This is a genomic window from Dyadobacter sp. 32, assembly GCF_902506755.1.
Taxonomy (GTDB): Bacteria; Bacteroidota; Bacteroidia; order Cytophagales; family Spirosomataceae; genus Dyadobacter.
The window spans coordinates 3,067,015-3,084,934 of the sequence record NZ_LR735258.1; the positions used below are offsets into that span (position 1 = coordinate 3,067,015).

The window sequence follows — 17,920 nt, forward strand, 5'->3', positions numbered from 1 at the left end:
GTCGGATGTCGGCTGTCGGCTGTCGGCTGTCGGCTGTCGGCTGTCGGCTGTCGGCTGAAAAGCAATTCGTTTTGATTTCTAATAGTTCAAGAATTACGGCATTTTGTGTTTTCTATTGAAGTAAAGTTTTTGTGACGGCAAACATACTTCAAACCAACATAAGATTTCGTTTTTAGTACGATAACAATTTTTTCAGAAAGGCAGGATAGCTTGTTCCATCCAGGCCGCCGCCACCATTTGTAATGCTGTCGCCAAAACACACAAGTCTGCGGCAAGGCATCTCCAAGCTTTTGAGTTTTTCATAAATCGCAACAGCCATGGTTCGGTACCCGTCTTTGGTGGGGTGTACTCCATCGCTTTTGTTGCTGTTCGCCATATTCTGAATGAGACTGCTGCTTTCTTCTCCGATGTTACCAACAGCCGCAAAAATGTGATGCATATCCAGGAAGTGTAGCTTATACGCCTCTGCCACGGCTTTTATCCTGGCATTGACCATATCCATCCTTCCTTTGTGACCTTCATCACCATAAAACTCCTTAGGGTGGCGCGTGTAAAGATAAGGCTCATACACCGGAAGAATTGACATGATTAAAATCTCACTTTTTACGGCAAGGATCATTTCGATTATCTTCCGCAGGTTTTTTTCATATTCCGGAAGCAACACGTGTTTACGGCTATTCATATCATTGGTACCAATCATCAGGATGGTCAGATCGGGTTTATGGGCCAGGCAGTCCGTTTGTATCCGCCCAAGCAGATCGACGGTATTATTCCCTCCTATCCCTGAATTGATGATGAAGGTCTTTTCCTCTGAGGTATCTGCAACAGCCCGCTTTTCAGTGAGTGTGAGTGAGGTAGCTGCCAATGTGGTTTGCAGAAATAGTCTTCTTTTCATGTGATTGTAAATATCCTGCCGAATGTGAGTATCCCCGTGGAAAGTTTTCAAGATTAGAGCCAAACTCATCTTTATGGCAAACAGTGCCTCCTCGGATCCGCCGGGGTTTTGAAGTGATTAAATCAGGCTGAAAACCAAAGCTGCCAGAAATTTCTGGCAGCTTTGAAAATGTATGTTAAAACTCAAGTTTCTGCTTATCCTTAAGCAGTTGTTCGCGTAATTTGGCGTAATCAATATCCTGTACAGCCACTTTGTTATCGATGGCTTGCACCGCTGCACTGGCTGCGCTTTGACCTAAAATCATAAATACGGGCTCCATTCGAATGGACCCAAAGGCTATATGTGAGCTGGACATGCATACCGGCACCAGCAAGTTTTCGCAATCCTCCTTTTTTGGAACAAGCGAACCATAAGAGATGCTGTATGGATTTTTAGGGTGGACGCCAATATCACCTTCATTTTGAACGAACCCGTCATCTTTTACATAACGCTGGGCATTGTGTGAATCGAGTGAGTAAGATCCCATACCTACCGACTGCGTCACGGCTTTTTTTCCAAGCGTTTCGTTTTCTGTCATGACCTCCTTGCCGATCATGCGACGTGCTTCCCGAACGTAAATCTGATGTGGCCAGCCGCCGTTATCCTTGAATTCATCTTTTGGCAAACCCCATTTGGACATCTCCGCCCGAACATCGGCAGGTACATTGGCATCGTTGGTCAGATAGTACATCAGGCCTTTCTGATACAGTTCATGTTCTTTGATAATTTCCTTTCTTCTTGCATAGCTCGCATCCGGATAGTCGTAATTCTGGCCGATAAAGTCGGTACTGAACGGGCCGTGGTTGTTGGTGTCCGTTTTTTTGTTTGGTATCGGATCGTACTTCTGGAATGTTTCTGTCCAGCCTGCTTTATACACCCTTGCCAGCAGCTCATATTTGGCAGGGTCGTATCCGGCAGGTTTTGGGAAAGGTATGCGGTTGTCGGGATTTGACGATAAACACATACGGAAGCAATAGGCCTGAATTTTATTGTCTCCATCACCATTTTTGCCAATCGGCTCATTGGAAACATAAGGCAGCAAACCACTCTTAGGGTCTCCCGCTATTTTATAAGGGCTTACATCCTTCTGAAAATAATGCTTGTGCTGAAACACGCCAGCCTGAATACCGTTCCATTGCTCATTGTAAACGCTGTTTGCCTCACGGCCAACATGGTATTTTACACCAGCTGCTGCCATCAGGTCGCCCTCATAGGTCGCATCGATAAACATCTTTCCTGTAAATACCTTTCCGCTGAGTGTTTTGAGCGAAACAATTTTGCCATCCTTTTTCACAACACCGTTGGCACGATCCAGCCATTCATCCCGGTAAATCTTCACTTTGTTTTCTCGTACAAAATCCTCAAAAACCTTTTCAGCAATGCGGGGTTCAAAGATCCACATCGTGCGATCCACACCATCCATGGCAGGTGTACCCTGGCCTTTGTTGCCGTACTCCGATTTCTTTTGCCACTTCCAGGTTTCAGGCTTATCGTACTCCATAAACACCCGGTGGTAAAACTCGCGGGCCAATCCGCCAATCACCGCTTTATTACCGGTATCTGTAAAACCCAGGCCACCTGAAGAGAGGCCTCCCAAATGCTTGTCCGGCGATACCACCAACACCGTTTTACCTTGTTTGATCACCTGAACAGCGGCCGTTACAGCCGCACAGGTGCCCCCGTAAACGATGACATCAGCCGTGTAGGCGGCATTATTGTCTGATTTATCAGCCTGACATGAGGTGAAAATTCCTGATAGAAATGCAAGCACAAGGCAAGCAAAAAATTGTTTCATATTCATTAAAGGTTTATTGGGGATTATTTAAAATTTGGAACCATCAATACGGCATCCGCGAAAACGAGCCCGTCGGCGTCTTTATTGGAGATCTCGACAAAAGGTTTCTGCCCTTTTTGAATATCGTACGTCCCCAGTAAAACCCACTCACCGGAGGTCTGCCCTACCACTTCAATATCGGCCGCTTTCAAAGTGACATCCTTTTTCACTTTACCGTCAGACACAACCACTGAAATACTGGAAGACAATCCCTGCAACTTAGGAAAGTAAATATAAGCGTCATATTTACCGCTTTTAGAAACGACCGGATTGAAACGCACAGATCGCAAGCCCGAAGCGGCTGCCTCCGAAGACAGCAAAGAAGGGCCGTAACCACCGCGCTTCACCGTTTTCCAGGTTCCAGAAACGGTCACTTTATCTTTATCCTCATTGTCTGCAATAACATGTTGTATGGTCGCATCTACGAGTGGCTTTGACACCAGGCGATCACGCAGTTTGGTCACATTCAGTTTTTGAACATTGACTTTCGCATCGATAGCCATCGCGGCTGCTGTGGCTGCTGACTGTGCCAGTACCATAAAAACCGGCTCCATCCGGATTGATCCGTAAGCAATGTGTGTAGCCGAAAGGCATACCGGCACGAGCAGGTTACCACATTCCTTTTCTTTTGGAACGATGGCCTGGTAAGAAATGGGGTAAGGCCCAAAACCGCCCACTTCCACATTGCCTTCGTTTTTCACCATGCCATTCACCACCAGACGCTGAATGTTGTGCGAATCCATGGTGTAAGCAGCCATTCCGACGCCGTCTTTGACAACTTCTTTCCCTTCACAATTAGCCTGTGTCATCACGTAGTTTCCCACCATGCGGCGTGCTTCCCGGATGTAGAGCTGTGGGGACCAGTTGCCGCTGTCGGTATACTCGTCTTTCGGATAACCCCATTTCAGCATCTCATTCCGAAGCTCCTGAGGCACCCTAGGATCGTGCCCCACAAAGTACAGAAGTCCTTTAGTGTAAACTTCATGATCTTTGATCACCCTTGCTCTGGTGGCATAGTCGCCATCCGGATATTCGTAGTTCATGCCGATCATATCGGTCGAGAATCCATTCCGGTTATTGATGTCGGTTTTGCTGTTGGGCATCCTGCTCCAGATGAAGTAGTCATTGAGGGTTTTACGTTCCGGTTGCTTGTTCATTAACCTCACCAGCAGCTCATAACGTGAGGCGTCGTAAGCATCGGGCTGTGTAATAGGTATCTGATTGGCAGGATCGGATGTCAGACAGATCCGGTAATTGTAAGCCTGGGCTTTTCTGTCACCGGTTCCGTTAGGGAGTAGTTTTTCATTTGAAATCCCCCACAACAATCCGCTTTCCGGTTTGCCGGGAATCTTATAGGGATCAATTCCGTTGGGAAACTGATGCCCGTCCATAAGCTGTACACCGTTGATTGTCTCGTTGTAATCCGCATTGGCTTCTCTGCCTACGGCATAGGAAACCCCGGCCCGGGCCATCAGATCGCCTTCATACGAACAGTCTATAAACATGGATGCTTCGATTGTCATGTTTGTAGAAGCCTCGGGCTTCACACTGTTTTCCAAGGAGATGGACTGGATATTCGATCCCTTTTTACTGGCTGAAACGATCCTGGAATTATAAGTGACCTTGATACCGGCCTCATCGAGATACTGCTGCAGATACTTTTTAGCCACATGCGGCTCGAAAATCCATTGCTCAAACTTGCCATAGTGCTTGCCAATTCGCCGGTAGAAATCAAGGGAAAGGCCAGATATGGCATATTTATTTCCAATGTCGGTTTGCCCCAGTCCTCCGGAAGTCATTCCGCCCAGGTGCGTTCCGGGCTCAATCAGCATGACGGACTTACCCATTTTTTTAGCGGTGTACGCGGCGATGACACCAGCAGCGGTTCCTCCGTAGATGCAGATATCCACTTTGGCCGGGGTTTCAGTTTTGGACTGAAACCCCGACGAAACGAATGTAGTGATACAGGCGACAAGCACCAGGATTATTCTCATTTCGGGCTTTTTTAATTTAAACAAATATTAATACACAACGACTTAATAGCCAGGATTTTGATCGGTGGCCTTAATTGCCTTATTGTAAAGCAATTCAGAATTTGGGATGGGCCAAAGCATGTGTTTGTCAGCCACCACAATGTTCTTCACTTCAAGGATGCGTTGTTTGGCAATGCCAAGTCTTTTGAGATCATTCCAGCGCTTGGCTTCATACATTGTTTCGTAGCCTCGTTCCTGTACTACTTTATCAATAAAGGAAGTAAGGGTTGGGAAGTCGGCAAGTTTGAAATCTACTGCGGATGGAGTTTTAGAAGGTAATCCATATGCCCGACGGTGGACCTTATTCAAGCTCTCAAGTGCTTCCGCGGTTGGCGCGTTGGCAGCACGCGCGTCAGCCTCGGCATGAAACAGCAGCAGATCGGCAAATCGGTACCACGGAAAATCATTTCCTGCGCCAGCTGTGGCAGCTTGGTCACGGTATTTTCTAAACAAGCATGAACTGGTTCCCAAACCGATATCTACATTGTATAGAATGTGGGCCTTGCGAAGGTCTTTATTGTCCCATTTTTTGACAAAAGAATTGGAGGTCGAATCGGTGTACTGAGCGTAAACGCCACCAGGGCCGTAGTAATTGTAAGGGCCTATTTTCCTATGCGCATAACTGACCAGCCCAAATCCCTGCTGACGCGAGTACTTGAAGTAAAATATTTCCTCTGTTGTGTTAACGACCTCGGGACCATATATCTTCTGAAAATCCTCCGAAACACTTACCTCTACAAGGGAATATTTATTGCCATCAATTACCTCTTTGGCCTTTGCCTTTGAAGATGCCCAATCCTGCTTGTACATGTATACCTCGGAAAGAAGCGTTTTTGCAGCCCATTTTGTGGGCCTGCCAATGTCTGCAGGATTGTCAGGCAAGCCTTTCTCAGCTTCCAGCGCATCTTTCAATATTTGTGCGTAAACATCGTCTACACTTGCTCTGGGCACGTCTGCAACGGTCATGTTTTCTTCGGTGCGTAAAGGTACACCCGACCAGTTCCGAACCATAGCAAAATAGATCAGCGCACGCAGGTATTTCGCCTCGGCAACAAAGGAGGTTTTTTCAGCATCGGTCATACTTGTTCCCTTGGGTACATTGCTGATCACCAGATTGGCATTCCGGATGGACTGGTAAAAATTATCCCAGATCACTCCCACCCTGTTAATATTGGTGTTATCGAGCCCCTGATACAGGCTGACCGGCGTTTGGGTTCCTCTTGAATTACCATAATCAGCGAGTCCTTCCAACTGAGCGGGATAATTTGTAGACAAACCGTTATCGCTCCGCATAGGCCCGTAAATTGCGTTCACTGCCGCCTTGGCTTCGGCGGAAGTGTTGTAAAAATTTTCTGACGCCAATGACTTAGGCTGCTCCTCAAGTAAATCCGAGCACGCAGTTAAAGTGATCGCCAAAATCAAAAATGGGAATATCTTATTCATAATTATATGTCATTAACCATTGTGATAACTAATTTCAAAATCCAACCCTAACGCCTACTGTTGTCGTTTTGGCAGCGGGATACACATAATGATCCACGCCCTGAATAATTGAGTTTCCACTTCCGTAGGAATTCACCTCAGGATCATACCACGAATATTTGGTAAAAGTGATCAGGTTCTGGCCGCTTATATATACCTGAGCCCGGGTCATCCACTTGATGTGCAATTTGGAAATTGGCAAATTGTAGGTCAGCTGGATATTTTTAAAGCGCAGATACGAACCGTCTTCAACAAAACGATTGGACATCTGAGCCTGGGAAGACGTCTTAATAACAGGATATTTTGCGTTGGTATTGGTAGGCGTCCAGTGATTCAAATAAATATCACGGGTCATATTCAATGCCTGCCCAAAATCGTAATTCTGACCCTGAGAACTCAGATTGAAGATATCATTCCCTTCCGACCCCTGAATAAATACATTCAGATCAAAGTTTTTGAAAGACATCGACGAGTTGAAGCCATAGGTAAATTTGGGATTTGGGTTTCCGATGATCCTTTTATCGCCCGCGTCACGGCTACCGCTGTTATTAAAATCTTCATAGGCAATCAGGCCTTTTTCATCATATCCTTTCTCCACGTAACCGTAAAATGACCCCAATGGGTACCCCTCACGCAGGATATTCACATTATCGCTCACCGCTGCACCAACGGCGCCACCCAAAATATCGTTACCGCTATACAGCTTCACAACCTTATTCTTATTGATAGAGATATTGGAGGCGATGTTCCATTTGAACGCACCTTCAAGCACTGCCGCGTTTACACCAAATTCAAAACCCTTATTTTGAATTTTACCCACATTCTGGATGGTAAAAGTGTACCCTAGCGAAGATGGCAATGAAACGTTATTCAACAAATCACGCGTGTTTTTGATGTAATAATCGGCAGTTAATGTAAATCTGTTATTCAGGATGCCAAAATCAATTCCAATATCTGCCTGAGCCGTTGTTTCCCATTTAAGCGGGCCGGCAAGCCGGGTGCCCGGAGCATAGGACGTATTCAAGGCATCCCCAAAAACAACCTGCCCGGACGCCAGCTGATTTAATGTAAAATAAGGGCTGATGGATGTATTCCCTGTTTCGCCATAGCCTGCCCTGATCTTCAAATCGGAAATAAAGGGAATATCTTTAATAAAGTTTTCCTCAGATAATCGCCATGCCAATGCAGCCGATGGGAAATAACCCCACTTCTGACCTTCACTATAACGGGATGATCCGTCGGCCCGAAAGCTTACAGTCGCCAGAATCCTGTTGTTGAAGGTATAATTTACACGTGCAAGATAGGACAACAAAGACCACTTGGAATAGGAGGAAGAAGGCACACCCTGGGTAGCCGCAGCACCTATATCATAAGTACCCTGATTGTCGCTGATAAATCCGCTGCCAGAGGTTCTGAAAGTAGTTTGCAGAAAATCCTGATACGTAAACCCTGCCACAGCTGATACACTGTGTTTGTCAAAATCCTTCAGATAACTGATTGTATTTTCGCTCAGAAAGTTGCTGATCTGTGCTGTACCGATGGTTGCCGAACCTTTGGAATTGACAAATTTTGTGGTTGTGTAACCATCTTCTCTATCATCCGTATTTTCAATACCCGCCAGTGTTTTTATCTGCAATCCCTTTATCGGCTCAAACGTTACGGCCGCATTTGCCAGAATCTTATTCGAGCGAATTTTATCGGTAAGCTGATACATGTAATTCAATGGATTGGTGATCACGTTGGACCCCCATGAGTAGGCTTCGGCGAGACGTGAATAACTTCCATCAGGCAAGGTAGGAGCAATAGTAGGATACCCCGACAACATCGCAGACATGAGCGAACCTCCCCGGTTGCCTCTTTCCGAGTTCTTTCTGTCAGAATCGATGCGGCTTAGGATAGAACTCAAATCGAATTTGAACTTTTTCCCAATGTCTGAACTCAAATTAAGTCTTATTGCATTACGTACATAATCACTTCCGATTACAATTCCGTCCTGACTAAAATTGCTGGCAGAAACGGCAAATCGTGTTTTATCACTACCACCGCTAACGGTTAGCGAATGATTTTGAACCGGAGCCTTCTGGAAAACCAGATCCTGCCAATCGGTTCCTTTTCCAAAACCTTTGATCTGATCGGCGGTGAAATGGGGGGCTAATCCGTCATTAGCAGCCTGCTCATTGTAAAAATTGGCATATTCGGTAGCATCCATCAGCTCGATTTTCTTACGAACAGTCTGAACGCCATAATAGCCATCATAATCCACATTTACTTTCCCGGCTTTTCCACGTTTGGTGGTGATAAGCACCACGCCATTCGCTCCCCTAGAACCATAAATAGCGGTGGCAGAAGCATCTTTCAGTACCTCAATGGATTCAATATCGGCATTATTGAGCAGGGTTGGATTGCCCGAGTATGGGAAACCATCGACCACGTAAAGTGGCTCATTGCTCCCCTGAATGGAATTTGTACCCCGGATCCGTACGCTGATCGGACTTCCGGGCGCTCCGGTATTTTGAGAAACATAAACACCCGCAGCACGTCCCGCGAGCGATTGGATGAGGTTGGTAGCTGGATAAGCATTGATGTCCGCCGCTTTTATGGAGGCAACCGATCCGGTCAGATCACTCTTTTTCACCTGCCCGTACCCGATCACCACTATTTCCTGCAGGGACTTGTCTTCAAGAGCCATGTTCACCATGAGCACGGTTTGGCCTCCCAATACAATCTCCTGAGATTTATAGCCAACAAAGCTAAATACGAGCACGGCGTTAGCCACAGACGCGTCCGGAAGTTCCAGCTGAAAATCACCCTTACCGGATGTGGTGGTACCTATTTGCGTTCCCCGCAGTACGATACTCACCCCAGGCAGGCCTTGGCCCGACTCGTCAAGTACCTTCCCAGAAACGTTCCTTTTGGGGGCCTCAATCGAAGGAACGATTTCCTCCGCTTTCCCCTGTCGTCTCAAAATGATGATCTTTCCCGAAACTTCATAGTCCAGTCCGAGGGGTGTCAGAATCGCATCCAGTACTTCAACCAAAGGCTTGTCCTTTGCCGAAACATTGATTCTTCTGCCCGATTTTATCAATTTCGAACTAAACACAAATCTTACATCGGCTTGTTTTTCTACCTGATTGAGGATTTTTTTCACCTCACTTCCATTGGCCATGATAGAGATTTTCTGTCCGAGTAGAGACTGTGCATTGCTGTCATGCGCATAGCCGGAGCCAATGAAGCAAAGCGCAAAAATGAGTTGGGTGGCTGTTATACGCATCGTCCATTGTAATACCTGCTGGTATTGTAGTCGTTTTTTCATAGATTTGACTGTTTTGTTAAGTTTTAAAAAATTTTGCAAAACGAACCCCTGCCTCCGTATGGAGGAGCAACTGATGACAATCTTGTGGGGCGATTACGGAGCCGGTGATGCGGGAACATCGCCGGCTCTTTCTTTTAGGTAACTATTGTTTCTCGATAGATTGACTTGGTTTGGTTAGTATTAAATTATTAAGTTGTTACATTATCGTATTACTGAGCAAGCAACCCGGTATTGATTGTCGCCCGCGACCCCGGTTAATTCTTAATTGTCGACCGCGACCCCGGTTAATTCTTAATTAATTCCTGCACCCTTCGCTATGGATCACGATCTGTCCATCGAGCACTTCGTAGGTCGCTTCTACTGCTTTGCAGATGATCATAAGCTTTTCGTTGAGAGGCTGATTATCCAGTGTGGCGGTTAACGGGCAGTCTTTCAATAGTTCGGCATCATATAAAATGTCAACGCCGTAGGCAATCTCAATGGCCCCAAAAACTTCACTCACGGGTGTATCTTCAAAGGAGAAATGAGGGATCTGATCTTTCGGTAAAATGATTTCAGGCTTTTCAACGAGTGTCTTCACCATACGTACCTCATCCCGTTTGAATATCATTTTCTGGTTAGGAGAAAGCACCAGACCTTCCAGACGATTATTTCCGACTTTCTGAACTGCATTGGGGTCTGATTTTGAAAACACAGACACCCGCCCCGATTTTACTTCTACCGTGACCTCCCTCGACGAAGCCAGCGCCCTGACCGTAAAACTTGTCCCTAACACTTTCGTTACCAACTCATTGGCATAGACAAAAAATGGTCGACCCGGATTTTCGGAAACGTCGAAAAACGCCTCTCCTACCAGAAATACCTCCCGGGTGTCACCCTTAAAGTGCTTCTCATATTGGATGTAACTACCAGGAGTAAGCGTTACCGTACTTTTGTCGGCAAGCTCTACCCGCATAGGAGTCTGGGTTTCATTGATTTTTTTAATAAAACTGCTTTGGGGTTGGGGAAATACTTCGGTTGCTACCGCAGTGCGCTGTGTTGAGACGGTAGAGAAATAGGATCTCGAAAATATCCCCGCCAAAATCAGGATAGATACGGAGGCAGCCACCCTGAACCAAACGGTTCTAAAAAAAGGTATGACTGGTGTATCAATATCTGAAATGTGCGCTGGAAGTGGCTGATTGAGTCTTGCTATCGTTTGCTTAACCGACTTGTCGATTTCTTCATCCGAAATCTGATTTTCCAGGACTTTCAATGAAAGTACAATTTCCCTCGCCTGGCAGGCCTTTTCATTAAAAACAGTACTTTGCTTCAACCAGGCAGTCCATGCAGCATCCGTTTCCCGTGTTGGGGAAAGTACCCACTGTCTGAAATAACCATCCCAGACCAGATCTTCCACGGCAAAATGATTGTATTTATCCATCATAAATTTGTGCGTCTATGATAGGATAGACCAAAACATGAGCCGGATACCAATTAATATTGATTTATTTCTAAAAAAAATATAATCCGCTCTTTTCAGGGAAGTTAACGACTACGGCCTACAATAGCCACTGGATCATTAAGAGTGTGGAAATTAGCACTTTCCAGTGCTTTTTCATCTGCTTGATAGCAATCTGAAGCAAATTTGAAACGGTTTGCGGCGTGATGTCCATGACTTCGGAAATCTGGTTGCGGTCCATTTCCTGAAAATACCTCAAATAGATGACTTCCTTTTGTCGCCTGGGCAATTCATCCAGCAATTGTTTTAACTGTTCGGAGCGAACCAACGATGTTTCGTTTTCGATATAGGTTTGCTCTACCGAAAACTCAATTTCGAAAGTCCCATCCGACTCTTCCAGCGATTCGTCGCCTACCCAGCCTTTTGAGGTAATGCTTCGGTGCATCAGCCTGCGAAGGGAAGCCATCATGTACGGCCTAACCTGGGCATCTCCATTAAGATTTCCCCGCTTTTCCCAAAGTATCAGAAAAAGGTCCTGAATACAATCTTTAACAAACTCCTTATCCTTGGAGAATTTACTTCCGTATTGAAAAAGCGACCGAAAGTGTGAAGTCATGAGCACATCAAAAGCCTCAGTGTCGCCGGCAAGAAACCGGCGCCAGAGCGCATTTACATCCGTAAAGTCTTTTGAATGGTCCCGGAGATTCATGAGTTCGGGGGTCTTTTTAGCAACTAAAGACAAAATTATCTAAATAATACCATAGAAGGTGCAATTTGATACCATAATTCCGAATACCGATGTTTAAAATACAGGAAAACTCGCGCAACGGAAAACCACAACAGCCGGTTATGGAGCTCTCTCGAATTACAATTGACGAAAAAATATGCAATGGACGTCCATGTATCCGACATATGGGCATTACGGTAGCCACTGTGATTGAATTTATTCTGACGGGTGAATCCTGGGAAGTAATTTTGGATAATTATCCGATGCTCGAAACCGCCGATCTGGAGGCATGTGTTCAATTTACACTTGAAATAATGAATCATAGCCATACAATCCGCCCTATACCTTTTGCCGCATAATTTTTACAAAGACTCTGTCGAAGGAATAGATTAGATCTTATAACAATTAGCCACTTAAAACCTCTAAAACCGGTTTTTTTCATTATAGGTAAGGTGTTCGGCGGATTACAAACCCGTCTACAACAGGTTGATGATACTACCCCTCAACAATCCACACCCTCTTTCCAGCGCCAATTCACCATTGTTTCAATAAAAGCCACTTTTCAGCCAGCCGGAAATATCAGCCTGAACTCCATTCCCTTTTCGGTATTCGACCTGACCGATATCTCGCAGGCAATCGATTTGGCAAGATCACGGATCAGATGCAGCCCCAGGCCCGTCTTGATACCAATGGCCGCGCTATCATCATATAAGGCATTCAGTTGCTGAGCAGATGCTCCCGGACCATTGTCGGTAATGACCAGTACGATACGATCTTTTTCACACCTCGCTTCCCATCGGATGCTTGCAGCTGGCACATGTTTAAGAGCCTTTACTGCATTATTGGTAAGATTTTGCATGATGATTTTCAGATAATCTTCATCCGTCAAAACATGGAGCGCATGGGCATTCGAAAAACTAAAAGTCACATGGGGAACACCTGTAAAAAACTTTTCTATGTAATCAAACAAATCCGCTACCGCTACGGATCTGGACTGTGGTGTAAAATTATCCATCTGCCCCTTACTCCATAGCAACATAGATTCCATATTTTCCAGCAACATCTCAGCTGATTCTGTAATACGTTTCTGATGCTTTTCAGCGATTTCAGGCGCAAGCAGGTCGGGCTCTTCCTTCTGAAGGTGCAGGAAGTTGACCAGATTGGCAACCGGACTTCGCAGGTCATGGCTCAAAATAGCGAAAAATCGCGCCTTTACCTTGTTGGCCTGATCCAGCTCGGCGTTCACCTGTAATAGTTGCTGATTAGCCCGCTTTCGGGCAACGTTTTGCCAGTAAAGCAATCCACCGATGGCCGCAATCATCAAAAGGCCCGCAATAAGACCCATTCGCTGTTTACGCTGATTTTCCAGTTCGAGCTTGTTGATCTGTATCTGCTTGTCACGAAGCTCTATTTCACGTTTACCCACCAGTCCTGCAATCCTGTTTTTATTCTCCTGCGAATAAAGAGAATCCTGTACCTTCTGATAGGCCCGGAAATTGATATAAGCACTTTTATAATCGCCCGTTTCCGCTTGTATTTCAGCTAGTGCTCCTGTAAAATGTGCCCTGGAACTCACCTCACCTGTCTGCTCTCCAAGCCTGATCGCTTTTGTAAGATAGATCCTCGCAAACGCTATAAGTTGTGAATGGGAATAACCTTTTGGAGGATTAGATTTTTGCAAGGATGCCTCCTGAAACGCAATACCAAGATTCCCAAGGTTATGAACAGCCAGCAGATGCCTTGGATTTACTTCATTCCACAACTTTTCCGCTCTGAAACCAAAGTAAAGTTTGGTGGTAAAATCTTCTCCCGCCAAAATAGAAAGGTTGGAATAAGCCTTTGCCAGCCCCTCGATGTCACCGGATTTTTCCAGTAATGGAATGGCCTGATCGTAAAAGATTTTCGCCTGGTCTACCTCTTTCATTTCTGTATAGACTGATGCAATATGGCCCAGTGCGTTTCCAATATCTCTCAGAGAATTGACCGATGGATCACCCCGATTCTGTTTACGTAATCCGAGGCTCTTGAATCCGAAATCAAGCGCTTTTGGAAAATTGGATTGAGCGAAATAGATATGTGAAATATTATCGTAACATAACGCGATCAGGTTATCGTCTTTGAGTGCTTCTGCTATTTTCAGTGCATCGAAATAGTATGCCGCTGCCTTCGTATAATTGGATTTCAGGTTTTGTTCGGCGGCTCCAATGTTATTCAACACCGAAGCCAGATTTACCTTATCACCTGCAGCCTTGTGGATTTTATAGGCCTTTTTATAAAAAAACATACAGGAATCGTAGTGTCCCTTATCCGCGTATGCCCTGCCCATATTTAAGCTGAAGGCTCCCATGGCGCGTTGCCATTTAATCGCCGTTGCCAGTTCCAAGCCGTTTTGACTATAAACCAGCGCCTTATCAACGTCGATAAAAAAGTACTCATCTGAAATTCGTTTGAAAACCCGCACCCTGATCGAGTCGTTGCTGATACTGGGAATCTCATTCAACAGGGAATCTACAAGGGCCTTCCCCTGCTTTTGACCAAAGCAATTCACAACGACTAAAAAGATGAGAATAACGACCAGCCGGATTTTCATAAATCATTTATTTCAGACGGGTCAGCACGTCCTTGTAACTGCGGCCCACAGGCAGTGTAAAATTGCACAAAAAAACCTCCTGGGACGTGATCCGTTCGATGTAATGGCGCTGTACGGCATAGCTCCTGTGAATTCTCAAAAAGGATTGAAAAGCAGTTTCTGCCAACAGATTCCCGATTGAAGACAGTACGGAATACTTTTTTCCTGTGGTAACGATGCGCGTATAATCTTTCAATGCTTCGAGATATATGATGTCGTGCAGATTGAGCTTGATCTGCTCATGCCCGTCTTTGATAAAAACGGTATTAATGCTTCCGAGGCTGTATTCGAAGAGCTGGGCCTTTCTTTTAAGTTCAAAATAATTTTGCACCCGGGTCATACAGTGATCGAAACGCTCCTTTTTTAATGGCTTAACCATAAAATCAAATGCTTCCATTTCAAAACTTTCCGCAGCGTAATCGGGATAGGCCGATATAAAAATACAAACAGGGATGCTCATCAACCTGCTCCTGAACTCCAACCCGTTCAGGTCGGGCATATCTATATCACTCAGCAATACGTCCACCTGAATCATTTCCGCTATCGACAATGCCTCGGTGGCAGACGAAAACACACCCGCGACATTCAGAAAAGAACATTTTTTCACGAAAGCCAGCGTGGTCAGACGGTCAACCTCGTCATCGTCAATGATCATGCAGGATAATGGAGTCGGCGCCATGTTTCAGAGTAGTTTTTCGGGTTAAATATACGTAAAACCGGTTGTTCATCTATTTAAAATACTGTTGAGCGATTAGGTCCTATGAGCGGGCTTTGCACAAACTATTTTTGTGCTGTCACTAACAAATCATTAAAACATGAACAATCTCTCTTTTCTATTGCTGATACTATCCTGCTTAAACAGTACGTACGGACAATCTCCGGTGGGTAACTGGAAAATGGTATCACACATGGCTACCTATGATGGCAAGACATTTGACGCACATGCTGCCTTGCTTAGTCAGCGCCCTTGCGCATCCAAAATCGTTTATCGTATTACCACAGATGGCAACTACCGCCTAGACGCATCTGATTCGGGTTGCGATGAGCAATATACAGCGATTCAGGAAAGACTTTACTCAAAAACTTTGTGGAAACTGGACGGCACAAAACTATTCATCGGCGGGAAAGAAGGAATAGGAAACACGTACACAGTCACTTTTTCAGGAAACAAAATGATCTGGAAGAGTGAGTATGGAGATGTGATTACGTACCAGAAGCTTTGAATGATTGCTGACAATTGATTTAACCATGGTCACCCGACGCATCCAAGGCTTTTGCCCGGTTGGGCATCGCTCTGTCAGAGGTAAACCTTTACCCTCCTTACCTCCGTCTATTTAAAATGTCGTTCGTCTATTCCCGATTGCGGCAACCCGTGCGTGGTGATAGCTTTGGTTCACTAAAAATAACAAGCATTATGAAAAAACTACTCTTTCTCACACTAGTAGCGGGAGCTATTGCCTGCTCCAAATCCGACCCAGATAATTCGGTAGACGCAGATCCAGCACCCAACGGAGAACAATCCGCCCCTGGCAAAGGCCAGCCGGGAATCGTGGGCATATCGGGCATTGACGCCTGGGACAAACTTGCTTTGACTGAAAAAAATAAAATCAAAGGTTGGAACGTCATCTTCATGCACCAGTCTGTTGGTGGCGACCTGGAAGACGGCGCCGAAGCAAATGGATTCAAATTCGAATATTTCGATCTTTCAACAGCTCCAAAAGGCCCGAGTGGAAATGTATTCAGTGCCTCCAATGGCGATCCTATGGGTAAAATGGCAGAGTTCAAAAAAAATGTACTCGCACACAAAGCAAACGTAAAGATTGCCATTTTCAAATTCGGCTATGCAGACATCAACGATACCAACAAGGAGCATGTAAAAGTCGCCTACAAGCAGCTGATCGACGAGCTGCGTACACAGGTTAGCGGCATCCGTTTTGTGCACATTACACCACCACTCGTTTACATCACCAGCAAGGACGACGGCAATGCCGCCAAAGTGAATGTGGCGCAGTGGATGAAGGACACATTCAAAGACAGAGATGTGATCTACGAACTGGAAGAAATCGAATCCAACAATGGTGCCTGTAAGCTGGGCAATGTGCTCAGGATTTGTGACGAAAACCGGTCCACGGCAGCTTGTTCCAGCAAAAACCAGGGGGTAGACGCTGCGGAAGGACAGGGGCATCTTTGCGAAAAAGCGGCAGCACGTATCAGCAAAGGATTTTTAATGAGTATTTATAACGCAGGTAAATAAAATGAACATGAAAAAGCTATTTGCTTATCTGATACTTTTCACTATCGTTTTTGCAAACATGGGTGCAGGATGTAGTGATAAAGATATTGATCCCCAAAAAGAGGAGTACACTTCACTGATAGGCTATTGGAAGCTGAGGTATGGAGAAACTAAGGGCAGAAAATCCACGACGGAAGAATTTAAGGTGATTGTGACAGCAAAACCTGAAACCGTTGCCATTGAGTTTTTTGCAGATGGCTCATTTGTAAGTCATGATTTAACCGGCACTATTCCCGACGCGAAGGGAAAATGGAAGCTGAACGTAGAACAGGTTGAAGATAAATTTATCACAGCAGGAACCCTGGCCATTTGGATGGACGGTACCGAAGACGATGCTGCAACAGAATTTCTGGAACCCGACGGCTCTATTTTATTCAGAATTATTACCTTTAATGTCAACGGAAAGGACCAGATCGATCTGCTTACAAAGGCTTACGAATCGTATCCATACCAGGCAGCATACAACAGATATTTCTATTCCAAACAGTGATCATTTAAAGTAAAAACGTTTCTTAATTCCCAATGAAGGCTTCAAAATGGCTCATTTTATTAGTTCTCGTCATCGCAGTCAGCTGGGGGGTGTACGAATGCAAATATTATTACAGCCTGTGGCGGGATTACCGCAACAGTCCCTGGGCTTACAGCCGAAACGAAAATGCCAAACTGCTTGTGGGGAAATGGACAGGGGCATTTAAGGATCCTGATCAGATTCAGAAAACCATTAAACTCGAAATTAACAAACCACTAACCGAGGCAGAAAGAGCTACAAAAGCAGGAAAAACGTGGAAACGCGCCAGCTATTCCAGTCGCAACAAAAACAAGTTTCATGGTGTAGCCACAGTGACCAGTAAACTCGGAACCGAGAAATACGTCATTCAAGGAGCAGTAAACAAGGACGATTGCCATAAACTACAATTCAGTTTTCAGTCGGAAAACGAAAAAAACAGGGTATTGCCTAATTTTGCATTGCTGGGCGCAAAAAATGGAACCTGGCAGGATGACCAACTCACGATCACATTTAATTTCAGCTTCCTACGTGCGGATGGTTCCAGCCACTGGAGCAGTGAAGATCCAAGGTTTGAGAAGAAAGTCACCACAACGCTAACAAGGCAATTGCCATAGTAAGAGACAAAGCGCTTAACAGCAACCGCACATTAATACTGTGAAACCTAAACCAGTGTCCGAAGGAAAGTGGTGGGGCAGGGATGCGGCTAAATTTCATTCTCAGCAAATC

General features: G+C 45.3%; 14 protein-coding genes. 5 read left to right on the plus strand and 9 right to left on the minus strand.

The window, feature by feature from the left end; genetic code table 11:
* Positions 1-172: 172 nt before the first annotated feature.
* From DYADSP32_RS12515 to DYADSP32_RS12545, 7 genes are all read right to left on the minus strand, one after another.
* The gene (locus DYADSP32_RS12515) at positions 173-895 is read right to left on the minus strand and encodes a GDSL-type esterase/lipase family protein (RefSeq protein ID WP_149242418.1); all 723 of its coding nucleotides are present in this window, start codon (positions 893-895) and stop codon (positions 173-175) included.
* Between the two features lie 175 nt (positions 896-1,070).
* On the minus strand, positions 1,071-2,729 hold the full coding sequence (locus DYADSP32_RS12520; RefSeq protein ID WP_149242417.1) for an FAD-dependent oxidoreductase: 1,659 nt from the start codon (positions 2,727-2,729) through the stop codon (positions 1,071-1,073).
* A 23-nt stretch (positions 2,730-2,752) separates the two neighbouring features.
* On the minus strand, positions 2,753-4,762 hold the full coding sequence (locus DYADSP32_RS12525) for an FAD-dependent oxidoreductase (RefSeq protein WP_149242416.1): 2,010 nt from the start codon (positions 4,760-4,762) through the stop codon (positions 2,753-2,755).
* A 42-nt stretch (positions 4,763-4,804) separates the two neighbouring features.
* The gene (locus DYADSP32_RS12530; protein WP_149242415.1) at positions 4,805-6,244 is read right to left on the minus strand and encodes a RagB/SusD family nutrient uptake outer membrane protein; all 1,440 of its coding nucleotides are present in this window, start codon (positions 6,242-6,244) and stop codon (positions 4,805-4,807) included.
* Between the two features lie 34 nt (positions 6,245-6,278).
* On the minus strand, positions 6,279-9,596 hold the full coding sequence (locus DYADSP32_RS12535; protein WP_414617718.1) for a TonB-dependent receptor: 3,318 nt from the start codon (positions 9,594-9,596) through the stop codon (positions 6,279-6,281).
* 295 nt (positions 9,597-9,891) lie between these two features.
* Positions 9,892-11,022: a FecR family protein gene (locus tag DYADSP32_RS12540; protein WP_414617719.1), complete on the minus strand. Its 1,131-nt coding sequence runs from the start codon at positions 11,020-11,022 to the stop codon at positions 9,892-9,894.
* A gap of 115 nt (positions 11,023-11,137) precedes the next feature.
* A complete protein-coding gene (locus tag DYADSP32_RS12545) occupies positions 11,138-11,746 on the minus strand; it encodes a sigma-70 family RNA polymerase sigma factor (protein ID WP_149242414.1) in 609 nt (202 codons plus the stop codon).
* 89 nt (positions 11,747-11,835) lie between these two features.
* Here DYADSP32_RS12545 and DYADSP32_RS12550 point away from each other — a divergent pair, with 89 nt between their 5' ends.
* The gene (locus tag DYADSP32_RS12550; RefSeq protein WP_414617720.1) at positions 11,836-12,123 is read left to right on the plus strand and encodes a DUF433 domain-containing protein; all 288 of its coding nucleotides are present in this window, start codon (positions 11,836-11,838) and stop codon (positions 12,121-12,123) included.
* A gap of 203 nt (positions 12,124-12,326) precedes the next feature.
* Here DYADSP32_RS12550 and DYADSP32_RS12555 read toward each other — a convergent pair whose 3' ends face one another.
* Both DYADSP32_RS12555 and DYADSP32_RS12560 read right to left on the minus strand, forming a co-directional pair.
* Positions 12,327-14,354, minus strand: a complete 2,028-nt coding sequence (locus tag DYADSP32_RS12555; RefSeq protein ID WP_149242413.1) for a sensor histidine kinase — start codon at positions 14,352-14,354, stop codon at positions 12,327-12,329.
* A gap of 7 nt (positions 14,355-14,361) precedes the next feature.
* The gene (locus DYADSP32_RS12560) at positions 14,362-15,072 is read right to left on the minus strand and encodes a LytR/AlgR family response regulator transcription factor (protein ID WP_149242412.1); all 711 of its coding nucleotides are present in this window, start codon (positions 15,070-15,072) and stop codon (positions 14,362-14,364) included.
* Between the two features lie 136 nt (positions 15,073-15,208).
* Here DYADSP32_RS12560 and DYADSP32_RS12565 point away from each other — a divergent pair, with 136 nt between their 5' ends.
* From DYADSP32_RS12565 to DYADSP32_RS12580, 4 genes are all read left to right on the plus strand, one after another.
* A complete protein-coding gene (locus DYADSP32_RS12565; protein WP_149242411.1) occupies positions 15,209-15,616 on the plus strand; it encodes a lipocalin family protein in 408 nt (135 codons plus the stop codon).
* 191 nt (positions 15,617-15,807) lie between these two features.
* Entirely contained in the window at positions 15,808-16,647 is an 840-nt protein-coding gene (locus tag DYADSP32_RS12570) for a hypothetical protein (protein WP_149242410.1), read from the plus strand.
* Between the two features lie 7 nt (positions 16,648-16,654).
* Entirely contained in the window at positions 16,655-17,176 is a 522-nt protein-coding gene (locus DYADSP32_RS12575) for a hypothetical protein (RefSeq protein ID WP_149242409.1), read from the plus strand.
* Positions 17,177-17,208: 32 nt separating this feature from the next.
* Entirely contained in the window at positions 17,209-17,808 is a 600-nt protein-coding gene (locus DYADSP32_RS12580) for a hypothetical protein (protein WP_149242408.1), read from the plus strand.
* The last annotated feature ends 112 nt before the right edge of the window (positions 17,809-17,920 follow it).